At 65.9% G+C, this 22,850-nt stretch carries 25 protein-coding genes; 18 read left to right on the top strand and 7 right to left on the bottom strand.

Annotation, left to right across the window (positions count from 1 at the left end; all coding sequences use genetic code 11):
• Positions 1–2: 2 nt before the first annotated feature.
• From OK015_RS06285 to OK015_RS06300, 4 genes are read left to right on the top strand one after another with little or no spacing between them, the layout of a single operon-like run.
• Complete coding sequence (locus OK015_RS06285) at positions 3–1,631, top strand: acyl-CoA dehydrogenase family protein (protein ID WP_268130030.1); 1,629 nt, start codon at positions 3–5, stop codon at positions 1,629–1,631.
• An 8-nt stretch (positions 1,632–1,639) separates the two neighbouring features.
• Complete coding sequence (locus OK015_RS06290; RefSeq protein WP_268130031.1) at positions 1,640–2,587, top strand: crotonase/enoyl-CoA hydratase family protein; 948 nt, start codon at positions 1,640–1,642, stop codon at positions 2,585–2,587.
• A gap of 2 nt (positions 2,588–2,589) precedes the next feature.
• Positions 2,590–3,312 carry a PaaX family transcriptional regulator C-terminal domain-containing protein gene (locus OK015_RS06295; protein WP_268130033.1) on the top strand — a complete coding sequence of 241 codons (723 nt, stop codon included), beginning with the start codon at positions 2,590–2,592 and terminating at the stop codon, positions 3,310–3,312.
• A complete protein-coding gene (locus tag OK015_RS06300; RefSeq protein WP_268130035.1) occupies positions 3,309–4,076 on the top strand; it encodes a crotonase/enoyl-CoA hydratase family protein in 768 nt (255 codons plus the stop codon). Before OK015_RS06295 ends, OK015_RS06300 begins: the two co-directional genes overlap by 4 nt.
• A gap of 5 nt (positions 4,077–4,081) precedes the next feature.
• Here OK015_RS06300 and OK015_RS06305 read toward each other — a convergent pair whose 3' ends face one another.
• Positions 4,082–4,570, bottom strand: coding sequence for a DUF3060 domain-containing protein (locus OK015_RS06305; protein WP_268130036.1), 489 nt, complete (start codon positions 4,568–4,570; stop codon positions 4,082–4,084).
• 29 nt (positions 4,571–4,599) lie between these two features.
• Positions 4,600–4,977 carry a DUF3060 domain-containing protein gene (locus tag OK015_RS06310; RefSeq protein ID WP_268130038.1) on the bottom strand — a complete coding sequence of 126 codons (378 nt, stop codon included), beginning with the start codon at positions 4,975–4,977 and terminating at the stop codon, positions 4,600–4,602.
• 199 nt (positions 4,978–5,176) lie between these two features.
• On the opposite strand from OK015_RS06310, the gene OK015_RS06315 reads away from it, so the two are divergent.
• The 10 genes from OK015_RS06315 to OK015_RS06360 all read left to right on the top strand — a co-directional run bounded on the left by OK015_RS06315 (position 5,177) and on the right by OK015_RS06360 (position 15,406).
• Positions 5,177–5,824, top strand: a complete 648-nt coding sequence (locus OK015_RS06315; protein WP_268130040.1) for a TetR/AcrR family transcriptional regulator — start codon at positions 5,177–5,179, stop codon at positions 5,822–5,824.
• 279 nt (positions 5,825–6,103) lie between these two features.
• A complete protein-coding gene (gene rpsL / locus OK015_RS06320) occupies positions 6,104–6,478 on the top strand; it encodes a 30S ribosomal protein S12 (RefSeq protein ID WP_007167812.1) in 375 nt (124 codons plus the stop codon).
• Complete coding sequence (gene rpsG / locus OK015_RS06325; RefSeq protein ID WP_025738357.1) at positions 6,478–6,948, top strand: 30S ribosomal protein S7; 471 nt, start codon at positions 6,478–6,480, stop codon at positions 6,946–6,948. Before rpsL ends, rpsG begins: the two co-directional genes overlap by 1 nt.
• Before the next feature lie 87 nt (positions 6,949–7,035).
• A complete protein-coding gene (gene fusA, locus OK015_RS06330) occupies positions 7,036–9,141 on the top strand; it encodes an elongation factor G (RefSeq protein WP_268130042.1) in 2,106 nt (701 codons plus the stop codon).
• 100 nt (positions 9,142–9,241) lie between these two features.
• Entirely contained in the window at positions 9,242–10,432 is a 1,191-nt protein-coding gene (gene tuf / locus OK015_RS06335) for an elongation factor Tu (RefSeq protein ID WP_163790664.1), read from the top strand.
• Between the two features lie 170 nt (positions 10,433–10,602).
• Positions 10,603–11,382: a PE family protein gene (locus OK015_RS06340; protein ID WP_268130044.1), complete on the top strand. Its 780-nt coding sequence runs from the start codon at positions 10,603–10,605 to the stop codon at positions 11,380–11,382.
• A 96-nt stretch (positions 11,383–11,478) separates the two neighbouring features.
• The gene (locus tag OK015_RS06345) at positions 11,479–12,303 is read left to right on the top strand and encodes an SHOCT domain-containing protein (protein WP_268130046.1); all 825 of its coding nucleotides are present in this window, start codon (positions 11,479–11,481) and stop codon (positions 12,301–12,303) included.
• Between the two features lie 88 nt (positions 12,304–12,391).
• The gene (locus tag OK015_RS06350; RefSeq protein WP_268130048.1) at positions 12,392–13,219 is read left to right on the top strand and encodes a mycofactocin-coupled SDR family oxidoreductase; all 828 of its coding nucleotides are present in this window, start codon (positions 12,392–12,394) and stop codon (positions 13,217–13,219) included.
• Between the two features lie 25 nt (positions 13,220–13,244).
• The gene (locus OK015_RS06355; RefSeq protein WP_268130050.1) at positions 13,245–14,417 is read left to right on the top strand and encodes an FAD-dependent oxidoreductase; all 1,173 of its coding nucleotides are present in this window, start codon (positions 13,245–13,247) and stop codon (positions 14,415–14,417) included.
• Between the two features lie 5 nt (positions 14,418–14,422).
• Entirely contained in the window at positions 14,423–15,406 is a 984-nt protein-coding gene (locus tag OK015_RS06360; protein ID WP_268130052.1) for a D-2-hydroxyacid dehydrogenase family protein, read from the top strand.
• A gap of 3 nt (positions 15,407–15,409) precedes the next feature.
• Here the strand turns inward: OK015_RS06360 and OK015_RS06365 are convergent, their stop codons facing one another.
• Positions 15,410–16,231, bottom strand: coding sequence for an inositol monophosphatase family protein (locus OK015_RS06365; protein ID WP_326498520.1), 822 nt, complete (start codon positions 16,229–16,231; stop codon positions 15,410–15,412).
• Positions 16,232–16,777: 546 nt separating this feature from the next.
• Here OK015_RS06365 and OK015_RS06370 point away from each other — a divergent pair.
• Complete coding sequence (locus OK015_RS06370) at positions 16,778–17,638, top strand: aldo/keto reductase (protein ID WP_268130054.1); 861 nt, start codon at positions 16,778–16,780, stop codon at positions 17,636–17,638.
• Here the strand turns inward: OK015_RS06370 and OK015_RS06375 are convergent.
• From OK015_RS06375 to mftR, 4 genes are all read right to left on the bottom strand, one after another.
• Entirely contained in the window at positions 17,635–18,921 is a 1,287-nt protein-coding gene (locus tag OK015_RS06375; RefSeq protein ID WP_268130055.1) for a VOC family protein, read from the bottom strand. The two genes, OK015_RS06370 and OK015_RS06375, sit on opposite strands and share 4 nt — an antisense overlap.
• Positions 18,921–19,439 carry an RNA polymerase sigma factor gene (locus tag OK015_RS06380; RefSeq protein WP_268130056.1) on the bottom strand — a complete coding sequence of 173 codons (519 nt, stop codon included), beginning with the start codon at positions 19,437–19,439 and terminating at the stop codon, positions 18,921–18,923. Before OK015_RS06380 ends, OK015_RS06375 begins: the two co-directional genes overlap by 1 nt.
• A 66-nt stretch (positions 19,440–19,505) precedes the next feature.
• Positions 19,506–20,567: a DUF2332 domain-containing protein gene (locus tag OK015_RS06385; protein WP_268130058.1), complete on the bottom strand. Its 1,062-nt coding sequence runs from the start codon at positions 20,565–20,567 to the stop codon at positions 19,506–19,508.
• The gene (mftR, locus tag OK015_RS06390; protein WP_268130060.1) at positions 20,564–21,160 is read right to left on the bottom strand and encodes a mycofactocin system transcriptional regulator; all 597 of its coding nucleotides are present in this window, start codon (positions 21,158–21,160) and stop codon (positions 20,564–20,566) included. Before mftR ends, OK015_RS06385 begins: the two co-directional genes overlap by 4 nt.
• Positions 21,161–21,258: 98 nt before the next feature.
• On the opposite strand from mftR, the gene mftA reads away from it, so the two are divergent.
• Genes mftA through mftC form a run of 3 tightly spaced genes read left to right on the top strand, consistent with a single transcriptional unit; the run spans position 21,259 to position 22,849 of the window.
• Entirely contained in the window at positions 21,259–21,348 is a 90-nt protein-coding gene (gene mftA, locus OK015_RS06395) for a mycofactocin precursor MftA (protein ID WP_036466690.1), read from the top strand.
• Entirely contained in the window at positions 21,333–21,662 is a 330-nt protein-coding gene (gene mftB / locus OK015_RS06400; protein WP_268130063.1) for a mycofactocin biosynthesis chaperone MftB, read from the top strand. Before mftA ends, mftB begins: the two co-directional genes overlap by 16 nt.
• The gene (mftC, locus tag OK015_RS06405) at positions 21,659–22,849 is read left to right on the top strand and encodes a mycofactocin radical SAM maturase (RefSeq protein ID WP_268130065.1); all 1,191 of its coding nucleotides are present in this window, start codon (positions 21,659–21,661) and stop codon (positions 22,847–22,849) included. The genes mftB and mftC overlap by 4 nt, the downstream gene beginning before the upstream one ends.
• The last annotated feature ends 1 nt before the right edge of the window (position 22,850 follow it).

Consider the following 22,850-nt stretch of genomic DNA (forward strand, 5'->3'; position numbering starts at 1 on the left):
GCATGTCAGACACGCATGTCGTCACCAACCAGGTTCCTCCGCTGGAGGACTACAACCCCGCAACATCGCCGATGCTGGTCGAGGCCCTGATCCGCGAGGGCGGGCAGTGGGGCCTGGATGAGGTGAACGCGGTCGGAGCGCTGTCGGCCAGCCGGGAGGCCCAGCGCTGGGGTGAGCTCGCCGACCGCAATCAGCCGATCCTGCACACCCACGACCGCACCGGGCACCGTGTCGACGAGGTCGAGTACGACCCGGCCTACCACGAGTTGATGCGCGCGGCGATCGCGCACGGCATGCACGCCGCGCCGTGGGCCGACGAACGCCCGGGCGCCCATGTCGTCCGGGCCGCCAAGACCTCGGCGTGGAACGTCGAGCCCGGCCACGTGTGCCCGATCTCGATGACCTACGCGGTCGTCCCGGCGTTGCGCTATAACCCAGAGTTGGCTGCCGTTTACGAGCCGCTGCTGACCAGTCGCGAGTATGACCCGGAGCTGAAGCTGGCCACCGCCAAGCCCGGCATCACCGCGGGCATGTCGATGACCGAGAAGCAGGGCGGCTCAGACGTACGCGCCGGCACCACGCAGGCGACCCCCACCGGCGACGGCACCTACAGCCTGACCGGTCACAAATGGTTTACCTCCGCGCCGATGTGCGACATCTTCCTGGTCCTCGCGCAGGCGCCGGGTGGGCTGTCGTGTTTCCTGCTGCCGCGCATCCTGCCCGACGGCACGCGCAACCGGATGTTCCTGCAGCGCCTGAAGGACAAGCTCGGTAATCACGCCAACGCCTCGAGCGAGGTGGAATACGACGGCGCCATCGCCTGGCTGGTGGGCGAGGAGGGCCGCGGAGTGCCGACCATCATCGAGATGGTCAACCTCACCCGGCTGGACTGCACCCTGGGCTCAGCCACCAGCATGCGCACCGGCCTGACCCGGGCCATCCACCATGCCCAACACCGGAAAGCGTTCGGCGCCTACCTGATTGACCAGCCGCTGATGCGCAACGTGCTGGCCGACCTGGCCGTCGAGGCCGAGGCCGCCACGATCGTCGCGATGCGGATGGCCGGTGCTACCGACAGTGCGTTGCGCGGCGACGAAAAAGAAACGCTGTTGCGCCGGATCGGCCTTGCGGCCAGTAAGTACTGGGTGTGCAAGCGCTCCACCCCGCACGCCGCCGAAGCGCTGGAATGCCTGGGTGGCAACGGCTATGTCGAGGAGTCCGGGATGCCGCGCCTGTACCGCGAAGCCCCGTTGATGGGCATCTGGGAAGGCTCCGGCAACGTCAGCGCGCTGGACACCTTGCGCGCCATGGCAACTCGCCCGGAATGCGTCGAGGTGCTCTTCGCCGAGTTGGACGAGAGCACCCGCCAGGATCCGCGACTGGGCAGCCACGTCGAGCGGCTGCGTCAAGACCTGAGCGACTTCGAGACCATCCAGTACCGCGCCCGCAAGGTCGCCGAGGACATCTGCCTGGCACTGCAGGGTTCGCTGCTGGTGCGGCACGGCCATCCCGCCGTCGCCGAGGCATTCTTGGCGAGCCGGCTGGGCGGTCAGTGGGGCGGCGCGTTCGGCACCATGCCGACCGGGCTGGATCTAGCGCCTATCCTGGAGCGAGCTCTGGTAAAGGGCTGAGTCACAACATGACTCATGCGATCAGGCCGGTCGATTTCGACAATTTGAAGACGATGACCTACGAGGTCACCGACCGGGTTGCGCGGATCACCTTCAACCGGCCGGACAAGGGGAACGCGATCGTCGCGGACACCCCGCTGGAGCTCTCGGCGTTGGTGGAGCGGGCCGATCTCGATCCGAACGTGCACGTCATTCTGGTATCCGGCCGCGGCGAAGGCTTTTGTGCGGGATTCGATTTGTCCGCCTATGCCGACCGCACCGGCTCGGCCGGCGACGCGGGTCTCAAAGGCGCGTATGCGGGTACCGTCCTGGACGGTAAGACCCAGGGCGTCAACCATATGCCGGACCGCCCGTGGGACCCGATGATCGACTATCAGATGATGAGCCGATTCGTGCGCGGCTTCTCCAGCCTGATGCACGCCGACAAACCGACGGTGGTCAAGATCCACGGCTACTGCGTCGCCGGTGGCACCGACATCGCGCTGCACGCCGACCAGGTGATCGCCGCCGCGGACGCCAAAATCGGCTACCCGCCCACGCGGGTGTGGGGCGTCCCGGCGGCGGGCCTCTGGGCTCACCGGCTCGGTGACCAGCGCGCCAAACGTCTGCTGTTCACCGGTGATTCGATCACCGGTGCGCAGGCCGCCGAATGGGGGCTGGCCGTCGAGGCGCCGGACCCGAAAGACCTCGACGAGCGCACCGAGCGACTGGTACAGCGGATCGCCGCGGTTCCGGTCAATCAGCTGATCATGGTCAAACTTGCGCTGAATTCTGCTTTGCTGCAACAGGGTGTGGCCACCAGCCGGATGGTCAGCACGGTGTTCGACGGTGTCGCCCGGCACACGCAAGAAGGGCACGATTTCGTCGCCGACTCAATCGAACACGGCTTCCGCGAAGCGGTACGGCATCGCGACGAGCCGTTCGGCGACTACGGCCGCCGCGCCTCCCAGGTGTAGCCATGCCGAACATGACGGCGCGGTCCGTGGTGCTGAGCGTGTTGCTCGGCGCGCATCCGGCCTGGGCAACGGCGAGCGAATTGATCAGACTGACAGCCGATTTCGGAATCAAGGAGACGACGCTGCGGGTGGCGTTGACCCGCATGGTCAGTGCCGGCGACCTGATCCGGTCCGCCGACGGCTACCGGCTGTCCGATCGGCTGCTGGCCCGCCAGGGCCGCCAGGATGAGGCGATGCGGCCGCGGACCCGGGCCTGGCGCGGAAACTGGCATGTCGTGATCGTCACCAGTGTGGGCACCGATGCCCGCACCCGGGCCGCGCAACGAGCCGGCATGTACCGCAAGCGTTTCGGCGAACTGCGCGAAGGTGTTTGGATGCGGCCCGACAACCTCGACGTCGACTTGGAGCCCGACGTTGCCGACCGGGTGCGGGTGCTCAAGGCGCGCGACGACGCACCCGAGCAGTTGGCCGCCGAGTTGTGGGATCTGCCCGCGTGGGCGACGGCCGGTCAGCGGTTGCTCGACGAAATGGCGGAAGCCTGCGACATTCCCGGCCGGTTTGTGGTGGCCGCGGCGATAGTGCGCCACCTGCTCACCGATCCGATGCTGCCCGCCGAACTGCTGCCCGAGGATTGGCCGGGGGCGCGGCTGCGCGGTGTCTATCACGACTTCGCGACCGAACTGCTGCAGCGCCGCGATACAACTCAACTTCTGGAGGCGAAATGAGCGACCCGGTGCGAGTGGAGCGCAAGGGCCCGGTGACCACCGTGATCCTCGATCGGCCGGGCGCGCGCAACGCCGTGAACGGCCCGACGGCCGCCGCGCTCTACGCGGCGTTCGACGAATTCGACCGCGACGATTCCGCGTCGGTGGCTGTGCTGTGGGGCGACGGCGGAACCTTCTGCGCGGGAGCCGATTTGAAGGCATTCGGCACGCCGGAGGCCAACGCGGTGCACCGGACCGGCCCGGGCCCGATGGGCCCGTCGCGAATGATGTTGTCCAAGCCCGTGATTGCCGCGGTGAGCGGCTACGCCGTCGCCGGCGGTCTGGAGCTGGCCATTTGGTGCGATCTGCGGGTGGCCGAGGAGGACGCCGTGTTCGGTGTGTTCTGCCGCCGCTGGGGAGTGCCGCTGATCGACGGCGGCACCGTGCGGCTGCCGCGCCTGATCGGGCACAGCCGGGCGATGGACATGATCCTCACCGGTCGTGCTGTCAAAGCCGACGAAGCGCTCGCGATCGGGCTGGCCAATCGCGTTGTCCCCCAAGGTCAGGCACGACAGGCCGCCGAGGAGTTGGCCGCTGAATTGGCCGCCCTGCCTCAGCAGTGCCTGCGATCGGACCGGCTTTCGGCGCTACATCAATGGGGGTTGGCGGAAGCGGAGGCAATCGACGCCGAATTCGCCAGCATCGCCAAAGTTGCGGTCGAGGCCAATGAAGGGGCGGGGCGGTTCGCCGCAGGCGCCGGCCGCCACGGTGCGCCCGCAGGCTAGCCGGGTCAGCTCGCCTTGTTGATGGTGTTGCCCGAGCCAAGGTTGTCCACCTTCGGCTCGCCGTCTTTGTAGGTGATGGTGTTGTCGAGCCCCAGCACCGTGATGCGGGTATCGACCTTGTCGATCGTGATCTTGTTGTTGGCTCCGCCGATGCTCACCGTCGCGCAGCTGCCGGTGACGGTCAGCGTGTTGTTGGAGCCGGCGACATTCAGCGATTTGCCGCTGGCGCAGTCGAGCGTCGCCGTCGTCCCCATCGACCCGTAGTTCAGCGTGTTCCCGATCTCGACGGATGCGGTGGTGCTTTCGCCGCTCGTCCCCGTCGTCGGAGCGGCCGCGCCACTCGTCGTCGTGGGTGCGCTGCTCTTCGTCGTCGTGCTCGGGCCCCCGGGTGGATTGGCGGTCGAACTGCAGCCGGCCAACACGACGGCCGCGACGACCGGCGCCACGGCGAGTACCGCGAACCCGCAGGCACTTTCAGTGATGTGGACGCGCATATTCCCCTCCTCAGTGCGGAGACTGCGTCTCAGGCGGGCACCTGTTGCAGCCGATTGACCATTCCCAGTTCGCGGCCGCGGTCCCAGAGGACCGGCGCGCCATTGTGAAAAAAGACGGTCTCGTCATAGCCGTACACCGTGATGTCGTGGGTAACCGAATCCGCGATGATCGTGTTGCCTGAGCCCATCACCGTCACCGCCCAGCAGTTGCCCAGCGCGTTGACGTAATTCCTGGTGCCGTTGACGACCAGGGTCGCGTCGTTGCAGTCCAACGTCTGCTGAATGCCCTCCCCGATGACGTGGGTGTCGCCGTTCTTGGCGTGCGCGGCCGGCGACGGCGCGGCGGGAGTGACTGCGATCGTGACAACACAGGTTGCAAGCGACCCGGCGACGGTTCTCCAGTGCACCGCGGCCCCCTTCGCTGGGTATGTCTGTGGCGGGTATCTGCTGGGCTGAGCCTACGTGCATTTGCCTTCACGATGGCAAATATCTTTCGTCGTGGTCGACCATGGCCGCCCCGGATCCGCCGCGAGTAGATTGGCGACTCCGTCAACTAGAGTCATTAGTTGAGCTTCATCTATCTACCGCAATCGAAGGGCGATCGCCATGGCAGTTCATCCGGAACAGCCGTCGGCCGGTGGGCGCCCACGTGCCGGCAGATCCCCGTCCCGGCCGGCCAAGCTGAGCCGCGACGGGATCGTCGATGGCGCACTGACGTTCTTGGATCGGGAGGGCTGGGACTCGCTGACGATCAACGCGCTGGCGATGCAGTTGGGCACCAAGGGTCCGTCCCTCTACAACCACGTGGACAGCCTGGAAGACCTGCGTCGCGCGGTGCGGATCCGGGTTATCGACGACATCATCACGATGCTGAACCGGGTCGGCGAGGGGCGCGCCCGCGACGACGCGGTGCTGGTCATGGCCGGCGCCTACCGTAGTTACGCCCATCACCACCCCGGGCGGTACTCGGCGTTCACTCGGATGCCACTGGGCGGCGACGACCCGGAGTACACCGCGGCTACTCGGGCTGCGGCCGCGCCGGTGATCTCGGTGCTTTACTCCTATGGTCTCGACGGCGAAGCCGCTTTTTTCGCCGCGCTCGAATTCTGGTCTGCGCTGCACGGCTTCGTCCTGCTGGAAATGACTGGTGTCATGGACGACATCGACACCGATGCGCTGTTCGCCGAGATGGTGTTGCGCCTGGCCACCGGCTTGGACACGCGCAACCCAGCGGGCGGCACCCCGCCGAAATAGCGGGCCGGCAGGCGCGTGCGCTCGGGTGAGCGGTTGAGCCGAACCGCCGCTTTGACCTGCCAGACCAGCGGCGGGTATTGTGGTAGCTCGTGCCTGGCGGCTTACGGCGCCTGACGTAAGGAAGTGAATGCCGGGCGAATTCGCATGTCCACCACGCATCGGATGAATCCGGTGCTGAGCGCGTGCGACACACCCGGCCGCGGGGTAATGCGGCGGGGCATAACTGCAGTACAGAGACTTAAAAGCAGCAAGAAGACGTCGAACACAGAAAGCCGGTAGATGCCAACCATTCAGCAGCTGGTCCGCAAGGGTCGCCGCGACAAGATCGCCAAGGTCAAGACCGCGGCCCTGAAGGGCAGCCCGCAGCGCCGTGGCGTATGCACTCGCGTGTACACCACCACTCCGAAGAAGCCGAACTCGGCTCTTCGGAAAGTCGCGCGCGTGAAGCTGACGAGCCAGGTCGAGGTCACCGCCTACATCCCGGGCGAAGGCCACAACCTGCAGGAGCACTCGATGGTCCTGGTGCGTGGTGGTCGTGTGAAGGACCTGCCCGGTGTGCGCTACAAGATCATCCGCGGCTCGCTCGACACCCAGGGTGTCAAGAACCGCAAGCAGGCTCGCAGCCGTTACGGCGCCAAGAAGGAGAAGAGCTAATGCCGCGCAAGGGGCCCGCGCCGAAGCGTCCGCTGGTCAACGACCCGGTCTACGGATCGCAGCTGGTGACCCAGCTGGTGAACAAGGTTCTGCTGCAAGGGAAGAAATCGGTCGCTGAGCGCATTGTTTATGGTGCGCTCGAGCAGGCTCGTGACAAGACCGGCACGGATCCGGTCATCACGCTCAAGCGTGCTCTCGACAACGTCAAGCCCGCCCTGGAGGTGCGCAGCCGCCGTGTTGGTGGTGCGACCTACCAGGTGCCCGTCGAGGTGCGTCCGGACCGGTCCACCACGCTGGCGCTGCGCTGGCTGGTCAGCTTCTCCCGGCAGCGCCGGGAGAAGACGATGATCGAGCGGCTGGCGAACGAGATCCTGGACGCCAGCAATGGCCTCGGGGCTTCCGTCAAACGGCGTGAGGACACCCACAAGATGGCCGAGGCCAACCGCGCCTTTGCGCACTATCGCTGGTAGGAGCCGGAATCGGCGCCGATCGGCAGAGTGGCCGGGGCGCAAACCGAAGCGAACTAACTACGCAATCGAAAGAGTGGGAAAACTTCTGTGGCACAGAAGGACGTGCTGACCGACCTGACCAAGGTCCGCAACATCGGCATCATGGCGCACATCGACGCTGGCAAGACGACGACGACGGAGCGCATCCTCTACTACACCGGTATCAGCTACAAGATCGGTGAGGTCCACGACGGCGCCGCCACCATGGACTGGATGGAGCAGGAGCAGGAGCGCGGGATCACCATCACCTCCGCGGCCACCACTTGCTTCTGGAATGACAACCAGATCAACATCATCGACACCCCCGGGCACGTCGACTTCACCGTCGAGGTAGAGCGCAGTCTGCGCGTGCTCGACGGCGCCGTTGCTGTGTTCGACGGCAAGGAGGGCGTCGAGCCGCAGTCCGAGCAGGTGTGGCGGCAGGCCGACAAGTACGACGTGCCGCGAATCTGCTTCGTCAACAAGATGGACAAGATCGGCGCCGACTTCTACTTCTCCGTCCGCACGATGGAAGAGCGGCTGGGCGCCAACGTCATCCCGATCCAGCTCCCGGTCGGATCCGAGGGCGACTTCGAAGGCATCGTCGACCTGGTCGAGATGAAGGCCAAGGTATGGCGGGGCGAGACCAAGCTCGGCGAGACCTACGAAACCATCGACATTCCTGCCGAATTGCAGGAGAAGGCCGACGAATACCGCACCAAGCTGCTCGAGGCCGTCGCCGAGACGGACGAGGCGCTGCTGGAGAAGTATTTCGGTGGCGAAGAGCTCACTGTCGCCGAGATCAAGGGCGCGATCCGCAAGCTGACCATCAGTTCCGAGGCGTACCCGGTGCTGTGCGGCAGCGCGTTCAAGAACAAGGGCGTGCAGCCGATGCTGGACGCGGTCATCGACTACCTGCCCTCGCCGCTGGACGTGCCACCGGCCGTCGGCCACCCGCCGGGCAAGGAGGACGAAGAGATCGTCCGCAAGCCGTCGACCGACGAACCGTTCTCCGCGCTGGCGTTCAAAGTCGCCACGCACCCGTTCTTCGGCAAGCTGACCTACGTCCGGGTGTACTCGGGCAAGGTCGACTCCGGCAGCCAGGTCATCAACGCGACCAAGGGCAAGAAGGAGCGGCTGGGCAAGCTGTTCCAGATGCACTCCAACAAGGAGAATCCGGTGGAGACCGCCTCGGCGGGGCACATCTATGCGGTGATCGGGCTCAAGGACACCACCACCGGTGACACCCTGAGCGACCCGAACCAGCAGATCGTGCTGGAGTCGATGACCTTCCCCGACCCGGTCATCGAAGTGGCGATCGAGCCCAAGACCAAGAGCGACCAGGAGAAGCTGTCGCTGTCGATCCAGAAGCTCGCCGAAGAGGACCCCACCTTCAAGGTCCACCAAGACGCGGAGACCGGACAGACGGTCATCGGCGGCATGGGCGAGCTGCACCTGGACATCCTGGTGGACCGCATGCGCCGCGAGTTCAAGGTCGAGGCCAACGTCGGCAAGCCGCAGGTCGCCTACAAGGAGACCATCAAGCGGACAGTCGAGAAGGTCGAGTTCACCCACAAGAAGCAGACCGGCGGTTCCGGCCAGTTCGCCAAGGTGTTGATCAGCCTCGAGCCGTTCCACGGCGAGGACGGCGCCACCTACGAGTTCGAGAACAAGGTCACCGGTGGGCGCATCCCTCGCGAGTACATCCCGTCGGTGGACGCCGGCGCCCAGGACGCGATGCAGTACGGCGTCTTGGCCGGCTACCCGCTGGTGAACCTGAAGGTCACCTTGCTCGACGGTGCCTACCACGAGGTTGACTCCTCGGAAATGGCGTTCAAGATCGCGGGTTCACAGGTGCTGAAAAAGGCTGCGCAGCAAGCCCAGCCGGTGATCCTCGAGCCGATCATGGCGGTCGAAGTGACCACACCCGAGGACTACATGGGTGACGTGATCGGCGACCTGAACTCCCGCCGTGGCCAGATCCAGGCCATGGAGGAGCGGGCTGGTGCGCGCGTCGTTCGGGCGCACGTGCCGCTGTCGGAGATGTTCGGCTACGTCGGCGACCTGCGGTCCAAGACTCAAGGCCGGGCGAACTACTCCATGGTGTTCGACTCGTATGCCGAAGTCCCGGCGAACGTCTCGAAGGAGATCATCGCCAAGGCGACGGGCGAGTGAACATCAGCTCGGAGTAACCTGGCCCGGTTACCACCGCGGCACTTACAACAACATCAACACTGCTTTTCAAAAGCACCAATTAGTCCAGGAGGACACAGAAGTGGCGAAGGCGAAGTTCGAGCGGACGAAGCCGCACGTCAACATCGGGACCATTGGTCACGTTGACCACGGCAAGACCACGCTGACCGCGGCGATCACCAAAGTTCTGCATGACAAGTACCCGAACCTGAACGAGTCGCGCGCCTTCGACCAGATCGACAACGCGCCCGAGGAGCGTCAGCGCGGTATCACGATCAACATCTCTCACGTGGAGTACCAGACCGAGAAGCGTCACTACGCCCACGTGGACGCTCCGGGTCACGCCGACTACATCAAGAACATGATCACCGGTGCGGCCCAGATGGACGGCGCGATCCTGGTGGTTGCCGCCACCGACGGACCGATGCCGCAGACCCGTGAGCACGTGCTGCTGGCCCGTCAGGTCGGGGTGCCCTACATCCTGGTCGCCCTGAACAAGGCCGACATGGTCGACGACGAGGAGCTGCTCGAGCTCGTCGAGCTCGAGGTGCGCGAGCTGCTGGCCGCCCAGGAGTTCGACGAGGAGGCTCCGGTGATCCGGGTCTCGGCGCTCAAGGCGCTCGAGGGCGACGCGGACTGGGTCAAGTCCGTCGAGGAGTTGATGGACGCCGTCGACGAGTCGATCCCGGACCCGGTTCGTGAGACCGACAAGCCGTTCCTGATGCCCGTGGAGGACGTCTTCACGATCACGGGTCGCGGCACGGTGGTCACCGGTCGTGTCGAGCGCGGTGTGATCAACGTGAACGAGGAAGTCGAGATCGTCGGCATCAAGCCGACCAGCACCAAGACCACGGTCACCGGTGTGGAGATGTTCCGCAAACTGCTGGACCAGGGCCAGGCCGGCGACAACGTCGGGCTGCTGCTGCGTGGTATCAAGCGTGAGGACGTCGAGCGCGGCCAGGTCGTGGTCAAGCCCGGCACCACCACGCCGCACACCGAGTTCGAGGGCAGCGTCTACATCCTGTCCAAGGACGAGGGCGGCCGGCACACGCCGTTCTTCAACAACTACCGTCCGCAGTTCTACTTCCGCACCACCGACGTGACCGGTGTGGTGACGTTGCCGGAGGGCACCGAAATGGTGATGCCCGGTGACAACACCAACATCTCGGTGAAGCTGATCCAGCCCGTCGCCATGGATGACGGTCTGCGGTTCGCGATCCGCGAGGGTGGCCGTACCGTCGGCGCCGGCCGGGTCGTCAAGATCATCAACTAGCTCTAAAGCAACGGGCCCGGACTGCCGATTGGGCGGTCCGGGCCCGTTGTATTTCGGCCCCGCATAAAGCTGCACACCTGGTCAGCCAATTTCCGGTAAGATCTGACGATGTCCAGTCTGAAATTGACGGTTGCGGAGTTTGACCGTCGCGGCCTGGCCGGGAGGTTCGGATGTCGTTCGTAAATGCGACGCCGGAGTACGTGGCGGCCGCGGCATCAGACTTGGCCAAAATCGGGTCCGCCATCGCCTACGCCAACTCGACAGCGTCGGCAGTGACCTCGGCCGTTGAGGCCGCCGGTGCTGACGCTGTATCGACGAGCATCTCGCAATTGTTCGGCGCACACGCCGCGGCCTATCAGGCGATCAGCGATCAGGCGGCCCTGTTCCATCAGCAATTTGTGCAGCTCATGAGCGGTGGCGCGACGCAATATGCGGACACCGAGGTCGTCAACGCCGCGCCGTTGCAGGCGGGCGCGCAGCCCGTGCTCGGTGCGGCCAGTCATGCCGTGAGCACCCAGCAGCCGGTCATCGGGGCTGCGGCACAGGCGGGTGCCGCGGCATCCGGGGTGCCGGTGGCGGCGGCCGTGCAGCCGGGTGCTGCGGCACCGGCGGCCGTGGCGGCACCGGCGGCCGCGCCGGCGGCGGCGACAGTGACACCGATGGCGGCGACCAGTACGGTGGCTGCGGCCGCGCCGGCGGGATCGGCGGCCCCGGCCACCGCGGCCGCGGCGCCGAGCGCGCAAACGCCGGTCTATACGCCGGCGGCGGAGACGCCGGCAGCGGACGTCTCCGGCCCGGTGAGCGCCTCGACCGCCCCGGTGGACGTGGCAACCGCGGAGCTCTCGTCGGCCAGCATGCTGCCTGCGGCGATACCGGCAGCGTCGAGCAGGCCGGCCACGCCGCCCCCGACAGCCACTCCCAAAGGTCCGCAGCAAACACCCTCGCGCTGACCGGCCTCGGGCTGACCGCGGATGCGGTTCGCGCCTACCGCGCACCCGACGGGGCTAATCTGACACGAAACTGCCCGGCGAGGCGAGGAGCGACACGTGTTGGCGCGTTATCTGAAGACCCAATTGGTGGTTTTGCTGTGCGGCGGATTGGTCGGGCCGATCTTCCTGGTCGTCTACTTCACCCTCGGCCTGGGCAGCGTGCTGCAGTGGATGTTCTATGTCGGGCTGCTGATCACCGTGGCCGACGTACTCATCGCGCTTGCGCTGACCAACTACGGCGCGAAGTCGGCGGCCAAATCGGCCTTGCTGGAGCAGCACGGGGTGCTGGCGCTCGCGCAGATCACCGGGCTCGCCGAGACGGGAACCCGGATCAACGACCAGCCGCTGGTGAAGGTCGACCTGCACATCTGCGGGCCGGGGATCGCGGCGTTCGACAGTCAAGACCGGGTCATCGCCAACGTCACCCGGTTGGGCAATCTCACCGCGCGCAAGCTCGTGGTACTGGTTGACCCCACCACGCGGGAATACCAAATCGACTGGGAGCGAAGCGCTTTGGTCAACGGGCTAATGCCCGCTCAGTTTACCGTGGCCGAGGACAACAGGACCTATGACCTGAGCGGGCAAGCCGGGCCGCTGATGGAGATTCTGCGGATCCTCAAGGACAACAATGTCCCGCTGAACCGGATGGTCGACATCCGGTCAAATCCGGGGCTGCGTCACCAGATCCAAGCGGTGGTGCTCCGCGCGGCCGAGCAGGCACCCGCGGCGCAAGGGGCCCCGGCCGGGGTCGGACCGGTCGGCACACCCCCGCAGCCATCGATCGCCGAGCGACTCCAACATCTCGAGACCCTGCGCGCCAGTGGCGCTTTGACCGACGAGGAATACCACGCGCGCCGGACCCAGATCATCTCGGAGATCTGAGGCCGCCAGTCTTCGAACCAAGTTAGAACACGTTTCAGTTTCGCTGCTAGCCTGTGATGCGGCGAGGTGCCGGCGAAAGGGGCGTGCCGTGTCGGGACGTGAGGGATCACTGCAAGGACGGGTGGCGTTCGTTACCGGCGCTGCCCGTGCGCAAGGGCGCGCGCACGCGGTGCGGCTGGCGCGAGAGGGCGCCGATGTCATCGCGCTCGATATCTGCGCGCCGGTGTCGGACACCGTGACGTACGCACCGGCCACCCCCGAGGATCTCAACGAGACCGTCCGGTTGGTGGAGGCCGAGGGCCGCAAGATACTGGCCCGCGCCGGCGACATCCGCGACGACGCCACCGTGCGCCAACTGGTGGTCGACGGCGTGGAGCAGTTCGGCCGGCTCGACATCGTGGTGGCCAACGCCGGCGTGCTGGGCTGGGGCCGGGTCTGGGAACTCACCGACGAGCAGTGGGACACCGTGATCGGGGTCAATCTGACCGGCACCTGGCGCACCCTGCGTGCCGCGATTCCGGCGATGATCGACGCCGGCAACGGCGGTTCCATCGTGGTGGTGAGCTCGTCGGCCGGCCTGAAGGCCACGCCCGGCAACGGCCACTACGCGGCCAGTAAGTTCGGCCTGACCGGGCTGACCAACAGCCTGGCGATCGAGCTCGGCGAATATGACATCCGGGTCAACTCCATCCACCCCTACTCGATCGACACCCCGATGATCGAACCCGAAGCGATGATGGAAATCTTCGCCAAACACCCCCGCTTCGTGCACAGCTTCCCGCCAATGCCGATGCAGTACAAGGGATTCATGGCAGCCGACGAGGTTTCCGACGTCGTCGCCTGGTTGGCCGGCGACGGCTCGGGCACGGTGACCGGCATGCAGATCCCCGTTGATAAGGGTGCCCTAAAGTACTGACCGCGCCGCGTGCTATGAACTCCACGTGAGCAATAACGGAATCGTGATCGTCGGGGGTGGACTCGCTGCTGCCCGTACGGCCGAGCAATTGCGCCGGTCGGAGTACACCGGGCCCGTCACGATCGTCAGCGACGAGGTGCATCTGCCCTACGACCGCCCGCCGCTGTCCAAGGAAGTGCTGCGCAAAGAGGTCGACGACGTAGCGCTCAAGCCACGCGAGTTCTATGACGAAAACGAGATCACGCTGCGGCTCGGCGCGGCCGCCACCGCCCTGGACACCGCAGCACAGACCCTGACGCTTTCCGACGGAACGTCGCTGCGCTACGACGAGCTGGTGATCGCGACCGGGTTGGTGCCGCGGCGCATACCGGCGTTTCCGGATCTCGACGGCATTCGGGTGCTGCGGTCATTCGACGAGAGCATGGCCCTGCGCGAGCACGCCGGTAAAGCGCAGCACGCCGTGGTAATCGGTGCCGGCTTCATCGGCTGCGAGGTCGCGGCCAGCCTGCGCAGCCTGGGGGTCGACGTCGTGCTGGTGGAGCCACAGCCGACACCGTTGGCCTCGGTGCTCGGCGAACAGATCGGCGAACTGGTGTCGCGGCTGCACCGTGCCGAGGGCGTCGACGTGCGCACCGGCATCGGCGTCGCCGAGGTGCGCGGTGACGGCCACGTCGAGACGGTGGTGCTCACCGATGGCACCGAGTTGGCGACCGACCTGGTTGTCGTCGGTATCGGATCGCGGCCGGCTACCGAATGGCTGGAAGGCAGCGGCGTCGATGTCGACAACGGTGTCATCTGCGACGAGGCCGGTCGTACCAGTGCGCCCAACGTGTGGGCGCTCGGTGACGTCGCCTCCTGGCGTGATGCGACGGGACATCAAGCGCGCGTGGAACATTGGAGCAACGTGGCCGATCAGGCCCGGGTGGTGGTGCCCGCGATGCTTGGTCGGGAGGTGCCGTCGGTCACGGTCGTACCGTACTTCTGGAGCGACCAATACGATGTCAAGATCCAGTGCCTGGGGGAGCCGGAAGCCACCGACATCGTGCATCTGGTCGAGGACGACGGACGCAAGTTCCTGGCCTACTACGAGCGTGCCGGGGCAGTGGTCGGCGTGGTCGGCGGTGGCCTGCCGGGCAAAGTCATGAAAGCCCGGGCCAAAATCGCTGCCGCAACACCGATTTCGGAAATTCTGGGCTGATATCTATGCCCCGGGTGGCGATCCTCGACGACTACGCGGGCATGGCGCTCGAACTCGCCGACTGGTCGCCGGTGCAGAGCCGAGCCGAGATCACCGTCTTCGACCGGCATCTGTCCGAAGCGGAGGCGGGGGAGCTCCTGCAGCCGTTCGACGTCATCTGCACCGTGCGCGAACGGATGGCGCTGCCGCGTACCCTGATCGAGCGGCTGCCGAACCTGAAGCTGATCACCATCGTGGGCAGGAGCCTGCCGAACCTGGACATGGCCGCGGCCAGCGAATCCGGTGTCCTGGTTGCCCATTCGGATTTCGCTCACCCCCGATTCACCTCCGTCCGCGACGCCACTCCCGAGTTCGCCTGGGGCCTGCTGATCGCGACGGTGCGCAACCTGGCCGAGGAGCATCGGCGGATGCGGGAGGGCGGATGGCAGAGCAGCGTCGGCGTGACGCTGTCCGGTAAGACGCTCGGGCTGCTGGGTCTGGGCAGGATCGGCAAGCGAATGGCTCAGTACGGAGGCGTGTTCGGCATGGAAGTCATTGCGTGGAGCCAGAACCTCACCGAGGAGGCCGCGACGGCCGCCGGTGCGCGCCGCGTCGAGAAAGCGGACTTGTTCGAATCCTCCGATGTGGTCTCCATCCACTTGGTGCTCTCGGAGCGGACGCGAGGTTTGGTCGGCGCACCCGAGCTGGCTCTGATGAAGTCCCACGCGTACTTGATCAACACGTCGCGGGGTCCGATCGTCGACGAGGCTGCGCTGATCGCGGCGCTGCAGACGGGGCGTATCGCCGGAGCCGGACTCGACGTCTTCGACGTCGAACCGCCTCCGACGGACCATCCGTTACGACGTCTGCCGAATGTGACGTTGTCCCCCCATCTGGCGTACGTCACCCGCGAAATGCTGGGCGCCTTCTACTCGGACAGCGTCGAAGCCGTCGCGGCCTGGCTGGACGGAACGCCGATCAGGATTGCCAACCCCGAGGCGCTGAGCTAGGAGTCAGGTTGCCGCTTGCAGAACAACAGGGGCGCAGGCGGTTTCGATGACGGTCGCGAGTTCGCGGGCGATGCCCGGCGCGGTGGCGATCGTCGAGGCGGATCGGTGGGTGTGCGGGTCGCCCTGTGCGTCGACAAGACGCGCTCCTGCTTCCCGCGCGATCAGCGTTCCCGCGGCGGTGTCCCAGGGCTTGTTGGACATCATGACGCAGGCGTCGAGCGCGCCCTCGGCGACAAACGCGAGGTCCAGCGTTGCGGAGCCGATCATACGGATGCGCTCGACGCGGGGTACCAGCTCGGCCGTGAGTGCGAGCCGGGACTCGTTGAGCGCGGCAGCGTCCCGGCCGACGGCGTAGTCGCCGAGGGAAACGATGGCTTCGGCGAGGCTGGTGGCGCGGCTGACGTTGATCGGCTCGCCGTTGAGGAACGCACCCTTGCCTTCGACGGCGTGATAAGTGCGGCCGAGCAGCGGGGCATGGGTGACGGCGACGACGGTGGTACCGCGGTGCAGCAAGGCCAGCGATACCGAGCACAGCGGTAGCCCATGGACGAAGTTGGACGTCCCGTCGATCGGGTCGAGAACCCACAGCCACTCCGCGGAGTCGATGTCGGGCTGTTCCACCGATTCTTCGGCGAGTAGGGGGATGTCGGGTGTGGCTGTGCGCAGGTGGTCATCGATTTCGCGCTGAATCGCGAGATCGATGTCGGTCACCAGATCACGATCACCCTTGTGATGCACAGCGGCCGGATTCGATGTGCCGAGCATTGTCGCACCGATTTGTGTTGCGTCGCAAGCAATCTTGAGAAAGTCCTGATGGGTTTTCATCTGACAGGCTTGCCTCGCTTCCAGGATCTAGGCGTCTGTTGGGAGTTTCCCTAGCATAAGGGGTGTCGGATTGTGCTTCGCGTTCGGCGGTGCGTCGGTATTTCGTCCGTCGTCGGATGAATCGCGAACAGCGCTGCTACACAAAGCTTTTCATGGAAACACGCCACATGTCGCAACGGGATTTGGTGGTGACCCACCTCACGAGTCACTCGTTTCGTTGTGACGGTGCCGATTTGCCCGCGGGTGTAGCCGATGTCACAGCGATAGCCTAAAAAGCTCACAGGCTTGGTATGCGCTGGCGAAAGCTAACGCATAACGTATCAATGCTTTTGCCCGTCGACACGCCGTGCCTCGTTGATTGGGCGCGGGCTGGCCGGTTCGGCTAGCTTTCTTGGCGATCGGTGCCGGTGGACCTCGTGGAATCCAGATGGGCTCGGCCTGTTGAACATTCGCGAGTTGTGGACAACGAAGTCCGACTCAACGGTTGCTGTCGGCCCGGTTCCAATTGAGGAATTGCAGGACAACGTTGCAGGTAGGTGATGTGTAATGACCGTGATTGACGATGTTTGCAGTACGCCAAGTTCGATCCCGACGATCACGCTGAACGACGAAGCGAAAATGCCGGTCCTCGGGCTGGGCGTCGCCAAGTTGTCCGACGCGGAGACGGAGGGTTCGGTCATCGCCGCACTGGAGGCCGGCTGCCGACTGATCGACACGGCGGCGGCTTACGGAAACGAGGAGGCCGTCGGCCGTGCGATCGCCAAGTCGGGACTCGGTCGCGACGAGCTGTTCGTCACCACCAAGCTCGGTACGTCCAACCAGGGCTTCGAAAGCGCGCAAGCCGCCTGTCAAGCGAGCCTGGACCGGTTGGGGCTGGATTACCTTGACCTGTATCTGATCCACTGGCCCGCCCCGACGCTGGGGAAGTTCGTCGAGAGTTTCGAGGGCATGATCCAGTCCAAAGAGCAGGGCCATGTGCGCTCGATCGGGGTCTCGAACTTCACCGAGGAACACCTGTCGATGGTCATCGACCGAACCTGCGAGGTGCCTGCCGTCAACCAGATCGAGTTACACCCGCGCCTGAACCAGGCCGACCTGCGGCAGACCCACGCCGAACACGACGTTGTCACTCAGGCTTACAGTCCGCTGGGAGTCGGCAGGCTGATCGACGAACCCGTCGTGACGTCGATCGCGGCCGAGTACGGTCGTTCGCCCGCACAGGTGCTGGTTCGGTGGAACCTGCAGCTGAACAACGTTGTCGTCTCACGGTCATCGAAGCCCGAGCGCGTCGCGGAGAACCTCGACGTCTTCGATTTCGCGCTGGCACCCGATCACATGGAGGCCATCGAGGCGCTGCACGACGGTACTCGGGTGCTGCACGACCCGATGACCTTCACCGGGACCTAGAACTTTCCTAGGTAGAACCGCGCGCCCTGATCGTCGGTGCACTCGGCGGTCACGCCGTAGGGCTGACCGGCCGGCTCGGCAAGCACGCTGCCGCCGGCTTCGCGAACCCGCGTGACCGCCACGTCGATGTCAGCCACTGTCCACATCGGCACGGTGGTGGGACGCTCACTGCCGCCGGCGGCACCGGCCATCGGATGAGTGCCCACCACCTGCCAGCCGTCGGTCACGCGTCCGGGCTCGAAGGTCCACCGCAACAACCGGCCATAGAAATCGCGGAACCCGGCCGAATCCGGCACCTGATAGGTGACGTAGGACAGCTCGCCGGGTCCAGAGCCATTGAGTTCCGGGCGCTTTCGGGCGGCGGTGGGCTGATGAACAGCGAACGCCGTGCCTTGCGGATCGGTGGCATCGAGCAGGGTGCCGAACTCGGTCTGCTGAATCTCGCCCGGCACGCCACCCGCCTCGGCTATCGCGAGGCGAGCGGCCTGCACGTCCTCGACGGCGTAGCAGCAGAACAATGTGGCGGGTTCATCGCTGGTGAAAATTCCGGTCGGCAGGTCGGTGTTGGTCACCCGGTGCGAGATGGGGTCGTAGGTCCAGCCCAGGACGTGGCCGTAGAAGGCGGCGGCGCGGTCGGCGTCCGGGGTCCAGACGGAGACGTAGGCGATGTCGCCGTGCGCGATGCCGGCACTGGGCAGCGCCGTCGGCCCCGACAACATCCACCGGTGCCCGAATGGGTCGATGATCGTGGCGTTACGCGCTCCGTAATTCTCGTAGATCTCTTGCACGACCGTCGCACCGCGTTCGCGGGCCTGCTGCAGAGCCGCATCGGTGTCGGCGACGTGCAACATCAAGCTAACCGAAACAGCTTCCTGCACGGGAGCTTTCAATCCCAATTCCGGGTATTCGTCGGCCAGATACAGGATGCCACCGGCGATCGCTATTTCGGCGTGCCCAACTCTGCCGTCGTCCATGGCGATTGGTTCACCGACCACGACCGCGCCGAACGCGTCCGCGTACCAGGCGATGGCCGCGCGCGCGTCCGCCACGCTCAGGTAGGGCACTGCCGCCGGCCGCGGTGCCAGGGGTGCAACGGATTCGGCCAGGTCGGCAAGCGCACTTGTGGTGCCGCTCATGACAACTCCTTCCGGTAGCGAAAGTGCGGATTCCAGTTTCCCGCGCAGCCGCGCGGTAAAAGTCGGATCGGGTTGAACCGGAAGGTCATCGGTGCTCAGCACGCTGAGTGGATCTTTCAATGGATCCGAGTGGTCGCGCTGGTTCATCACACGCCTCCCTTCGGATACTGCTTCTTGAATGCCTGGCGCGCCCGGACCAGTAGCGCTTCGGTGGCGTGCACGGTGCGCCCGATCAGCTCGGCGCATTCGCCGACGCTGCAGTCGTCCATATAGCGCAGCACCAGCACCGTGCGGTGCGGCTCGGCCAGCCTGGCCAGCACGGCCTCGGCAAGCATGCGATCCAGCTCGGCGTCCCAGTTGTCGGCCGCGTCGACGCGTTCTGGCAGCTCGGCCACCGGCACACTGAGCCGGTCCTGGCCGCGTCGATAGTGATCGGCCAGCTTGTGACGTGCCACGCCGAGCAACCACGGAATCGAGATCGGCGGCGGATCGACTCTCCGCGCGGCGTCCATCGCCGCGAGGAACGTCTCCGACGTCAGGTCCTCCGCCGCGCCACGGTCGCCGCAGCGTCGGATGAAGTACCCGTAGACCACCGGCAACGCCTCGTCGTAGAGCGCCAAAAGCGCCCGTCGAGCGTCGGATTGGTGACCCGTTTCGGCGCTCACACCCTTATCGTCGCCGCGGCCGCGCGAACTCCGACGGGTTGTGGGCAAAAAATTCTCGCGGATTGTCTATTGCCAGTTCACGGGTGGGCCGTGTGGATGGCATTCGCCCAGAATCACAAGTTCGCCGACGGGCCACCGACGTGCGCGCACCAAAAACTTGAGTGGGCCGCCCGGGCCGTCGCGCGCCGGCTCCATCGTCAGGTGCGCGAACGGCGACCGGGTCTCGGCGCGTGCGCCCAATGCGTTGACGCGAGCGCGCACGGCCGTGCGTTGGTCTTCGGACAGGTACTGCCAGGTGATCGAATGCCAGAGCACGGTGAGGGCGCCGTCGGCCAGCGTCAGGCCGGCGACGGCGTCGGCTGCGGTCCGCCGCACCAGCTGCGCCGGTACCGTCCGGGCGACCGCGATGGCGCCGCGTAGCCGGTCCAGGCGGGCGGCCTGGTCGGGCCAGACGTAGCTCAGCGCGGTCAGCTCCCCGTCGGTACCGGTGACGCCCGTGACGTCTAAGGGCGCGATGTCGTACCCGCGCCGTTCGGCGATCCGCACCGACGCCGTTGGCGGCAAGAGACCGTGCCACGCGTCGTCGATGAGCACCGGCGAGTCGGTCGGTCCCCACTGCCCGCCGTCATAGCGGTAGCGGTAGTGGTCGGCCCGCAGGTTCAACCCGGCGCTCGATCCGATCTCGAAAAGTCGTATTGGCAAATCGATTTCGTGGTTGATGCGCAACAACGCGCCGATCAGCGCGGCAGATCGACCCACTTCGTTGGTCTGCGGTGGCCGGCTCAGCGACGCGCGCAACGACTCGGCGTGACCGGCCGCGACGAGCTTGATCTCGGGCCACGCGGCGCCGGCATCCCAGGAGCCGCCGGTGCTGGGATACCAGCGGCGCAATGCCGCAGCACGGCCGTCGAGCACCAATCGGTGTAAACCACCCAGCAGCCGCAGCGGCACCGCCTCCCGCGCCGGGACGTCTTCATGGCCGGCCAAGATCGCCGCGAAGATGCCGCCGGCTTCGACGTCGCAGGCCACCAACTCGAACAACTCGTCGTACATCGTGGAGCCCGACGCGCCGCAGAACCGCCCCTGCGAGCGCAGGGTGTGCAGCAGATGCTCGGTGTCGGCGGTCATGATTTCAGCCGTTCCAGCCCGGCACCGACGACGTCGAAGGCGTTGCCGAGCGCCACCGGCAACGGGACGGATTCGTCGCGCAACCAATGCTCGTAGGCCGAGAGCGCGACTCCGAGCAGCGTCCACGAGACGGTCTGGGGTAGCAGATCGGTTGTCTTGGCGCCGGACCGCCGGGCGACGAATTCCGCGATCACCTCACGCCAGCCCGCGTACATCGTCATCGAATATGCCTGCAGTTCTGCGGTCTGCAGGATGACGCGCATCCGCTGCCGGTGCTGGGCTGTCTCGGAGTCGTCAAAGGTGTTGAACGCCAACAGCGCTGCCCGCATTGCCTCGCCCAACGGAACTTGCGGGCCGACCGTGTCGAGCAGTTCCCGCAGATGCGCGAGGTGGCTGTCGAACTCGCCCCACAGGATGGCGTTCTTGGAGGCGTAATAGCGGAACAATGTGCGCCGCGAGATCCCGGCGGCCTGCGCCACATCGTCGACACTCACCTCGCTGAATCCCCGCGCGGTGAACAGCTCGATCGCGACGTCGGTGATGTGGTCTGGTGTCGTCGAGCGGCGTCGGCCCAACCGCGACTGCGGATGCATCAGACCCGCCCTTCCATTTAGGCACTCGATGCCATATTCTGACGACGATTGTGACAAGATCGACCTTCGTTGTCGAGACCGTAGGAGAGGTAATTCACATGGACCGCGAGATCGAAACCGACGCCGAACTCGTCACCGAGACTCTGGTTGAAGAGGTGTCCATCGACGGAATGTGCGGGGTCTACTGACCGTGTCCGCGCCCGCGAGGGCTGGACAGGCGGAAGGCCGGTTCGACCCCGATCGCGGTTGGCGATTGCACCCGCAGGTCGCGGTTCGACCCGAACCTTTTGGCGCACTGCTCTATCACTTCGGCACCCGCAAGCTGTCTTTTCTGAAGAACCGCACCATCCTCGCGGTGGTGCGGTCGCTGTCCGACCATCCCGACGTCCGGTCGGCCTTGCGTGCTGCGGGGGTCGACGACTCCGAGCAGGGGCCTTACCTGCACGCGTTGGGGGTACTGGTCGATTCCCGCATGCTGGTGCCCCAGGAGGACCATCAATGACAACAGCAGCCGTACCGCGGCTCATCGAGCAATTCGAGCACGGGTTGGACGCGCCCATCTGCCTGACGTGGGAGCTCACGTACGCCTGCAACCTGGCCTGCGTGCACTGTCTTTCCTCGTCGGGTAAGCGCGACCCACGCGAACTGTCCACCCGGCAGTGCATGGACATCATCGACGAGCTGGAACGCATGCAGGTGTTCTACGTCAACATCGGTGGCGGGGAACCCACTGTGCGCCCGGACTTTTGGGAGTTGGTCGACTACGCCACCGAGCACCACGTCGGGGTGAAGTTCTCGACCAACGGCGTCCGCATCACGCCGGAGGTCGCCGCCCGACTGGCGGCCAGCGACTACGTGGATGTCCAGATCTCGCTGGACGGTGCGACCGCCGAGGTCAACGACGCCGTGCGCGGGCCCGGGTCGTTCGCCATGGCGGTGCGCGCGCTGGAAAACCTGGCCGCGGCCGGATTCTCCGACGCCAAGATCTCCGTGGTGGTCACCCGGCACAACGTCGATCAGCTCGACGAATTCGCCGCCCTGGCAAGCCGTTACGGCGCGACGCTGCGGATCACCCGGCTACGGCCCTCGGGGCGTGGTGCCGATGTCTGGGAAGATCTGCACCCCACCGCGGCCCAGCAGGTTCAGCTGTATGACTGGCTGGTGGCCAAGGGGGACGGAGTGCTCACCGGCGACTCGTTCTTCCATCTGGCCCCACTCGGGCAGTCCGGCGCGTTGGCCGGCCTGAACATGTGTGGAGCCGGTCGGGTGGTGTGCCTGATCGACCCGGTGGGCGACGTGTACGCTTGCCCCTTTGCCATCCACGACCGGTTTCTGGCTGGAAATGTGTTGTCTGATAATGGCTTTGACAACGTTTGGAAAAACGCCCCGCTGTTCCGCGAGCTGCGCGAGCCGCAGTCGGCGGGCGCCTGCGGCAGTTGCGGGCATTACGACAGCTGCCGCGGCGGTTGCATGGCGGCTAAATTCTTTACCGGCCTGCCGATGGACGGGCCGGATCCCGAGTGCGTTCAGGGGCACAGCACGTCGGCGCTGGCACGCGACCGGGAGACCCCGCGCCCACGTGCCGACCACTCGCGCGGGCAGCGAGTTCGCCAGCCGGTGCCGCTGACGCTGTCCGTGCGGCCGCCGCAGCAACCACCGGCACGGCTGTGTAACGAAAGCCCGGTGTAGC

Origin of the sequence: Mycobacterium sp. Aquia_216, assembly GCF_026723865.1 — a bacterium.
Taxonomy (GTDB): Bacteria; Actinomycetota; Actinomycetes; order Mycobacteriales; family Mycobacteriaceae; genus Mycobacterium.

Coding starts and splice junctions, on each gene's coding strand:
- OK015_RS06285 (WP_268130030.1), top strand. CDS start 3: ATGTCAGACACGCATGTCGTCACCAACCAGGTTCCTCCGCTGGAGGAC.
- OK015_RS06290 (WP_268130031.1), top strand. CDS start 1,640: ATGACTCATGCGATCAGGCCGGTCGATTTCGACAATTTGAAGACGATG.
- rpsL (WP_007167812.1), top strand. CDS start 6,104: ATGCCAACCATTCAGCAGCTGGTCCGCAAGGGTCGCCGCGACAAGATC.
- OK015_RS06385 (WP_268130058.1), bottom strand. CDS start 20,567: ATGACCGCCGACACCGAGCATCTGCTGCACACCCTGCGCTCGCAGGGG.
- mftC (WP_268130065.1), top strand. CDS start 21,659: ATGACAACAGCAGCCGTACCGCGGCTCATCGAGCAATTCGAGCACGGG.
- OK015_RS06375 (WP_268130055.1), bottom strand. CDS start 18,921: ATGAACCAGCGCGACCACTCGGATCCATTGAAAGATCCACTCAGCGTG.
- mftA (WP_036466690.1), top strand. CDS start 21,259: ATGGACCGCGAGATCGAAACCGACGCCGAACTCGTCACCGAGACTCTG.
- mftR (WP_268130060.1), bottom strand. CDS start 21,160: ATGCATCCGCAGTCGCGGTTGGGCCGACGCCGCTCGACGACACCAGAC.
- rpsG (WP_025738357.1), top strand. CDS start 6,478: ATGCCGCGCAAGGGGCCCGCGCCGAAGCGTCCGCTGGTCAACGACCCG.
- OK015_RS06300 (WP_268130035.1), top strand. CDS start 3,309: ATGAGCGACCCGGTGCGAGTGGAGCGCAAGGGCCCGGTGACCACCGTG.
- OK015_RS06370 (WP_268130054.1), top strand. CDS start 16,778: ATGACCGTGATTGACGATGTTTGCAGTACGCCAAGTTCGATCCCGACG.
- OK015_RS06315 (WP_268130040.1), top strand. CDS start 5,177: ATGGCAGTTCATCCGGAACAGCCGTCGGCCGGTGGGCGCCCACGTGCC.
- OK015_RS06305 (WP_268130036.1), bottom strand. CDS start 4,570: ATGCGCGTCCACATCACTGAAAGTGCCTGCGGGTTCGCGGTACTCGCC.
- OK015_RS06365 (WP_326498520.1), bottom strand. CDS start 16,231: ATGAAAACCCATCAGGACTTTCTCAAGATTGCTTGCGACGCAACACAA.
- OK015_RS06295 (WP_268130033.1), top strand. CDS start 2,590: ATGCCGAACATGACGGCGCGGTCCGTGGTGCTGAGCGTGTTGCTCGGC.
- OK015_RS06360 (WP_268130052.1), top strand. CDS start 14,423: ATGCCCCGGGTGGCGATCCTCGACGACTACGCGGGCATGGCGCTCGAA.
- OK015_RS06340 (WP_268130044.1), top strand. CDS start 10,603: ATGTCGTTCGTAAATGCGACGCCGGAGTACGTGGCGGCCGCGGCATCA.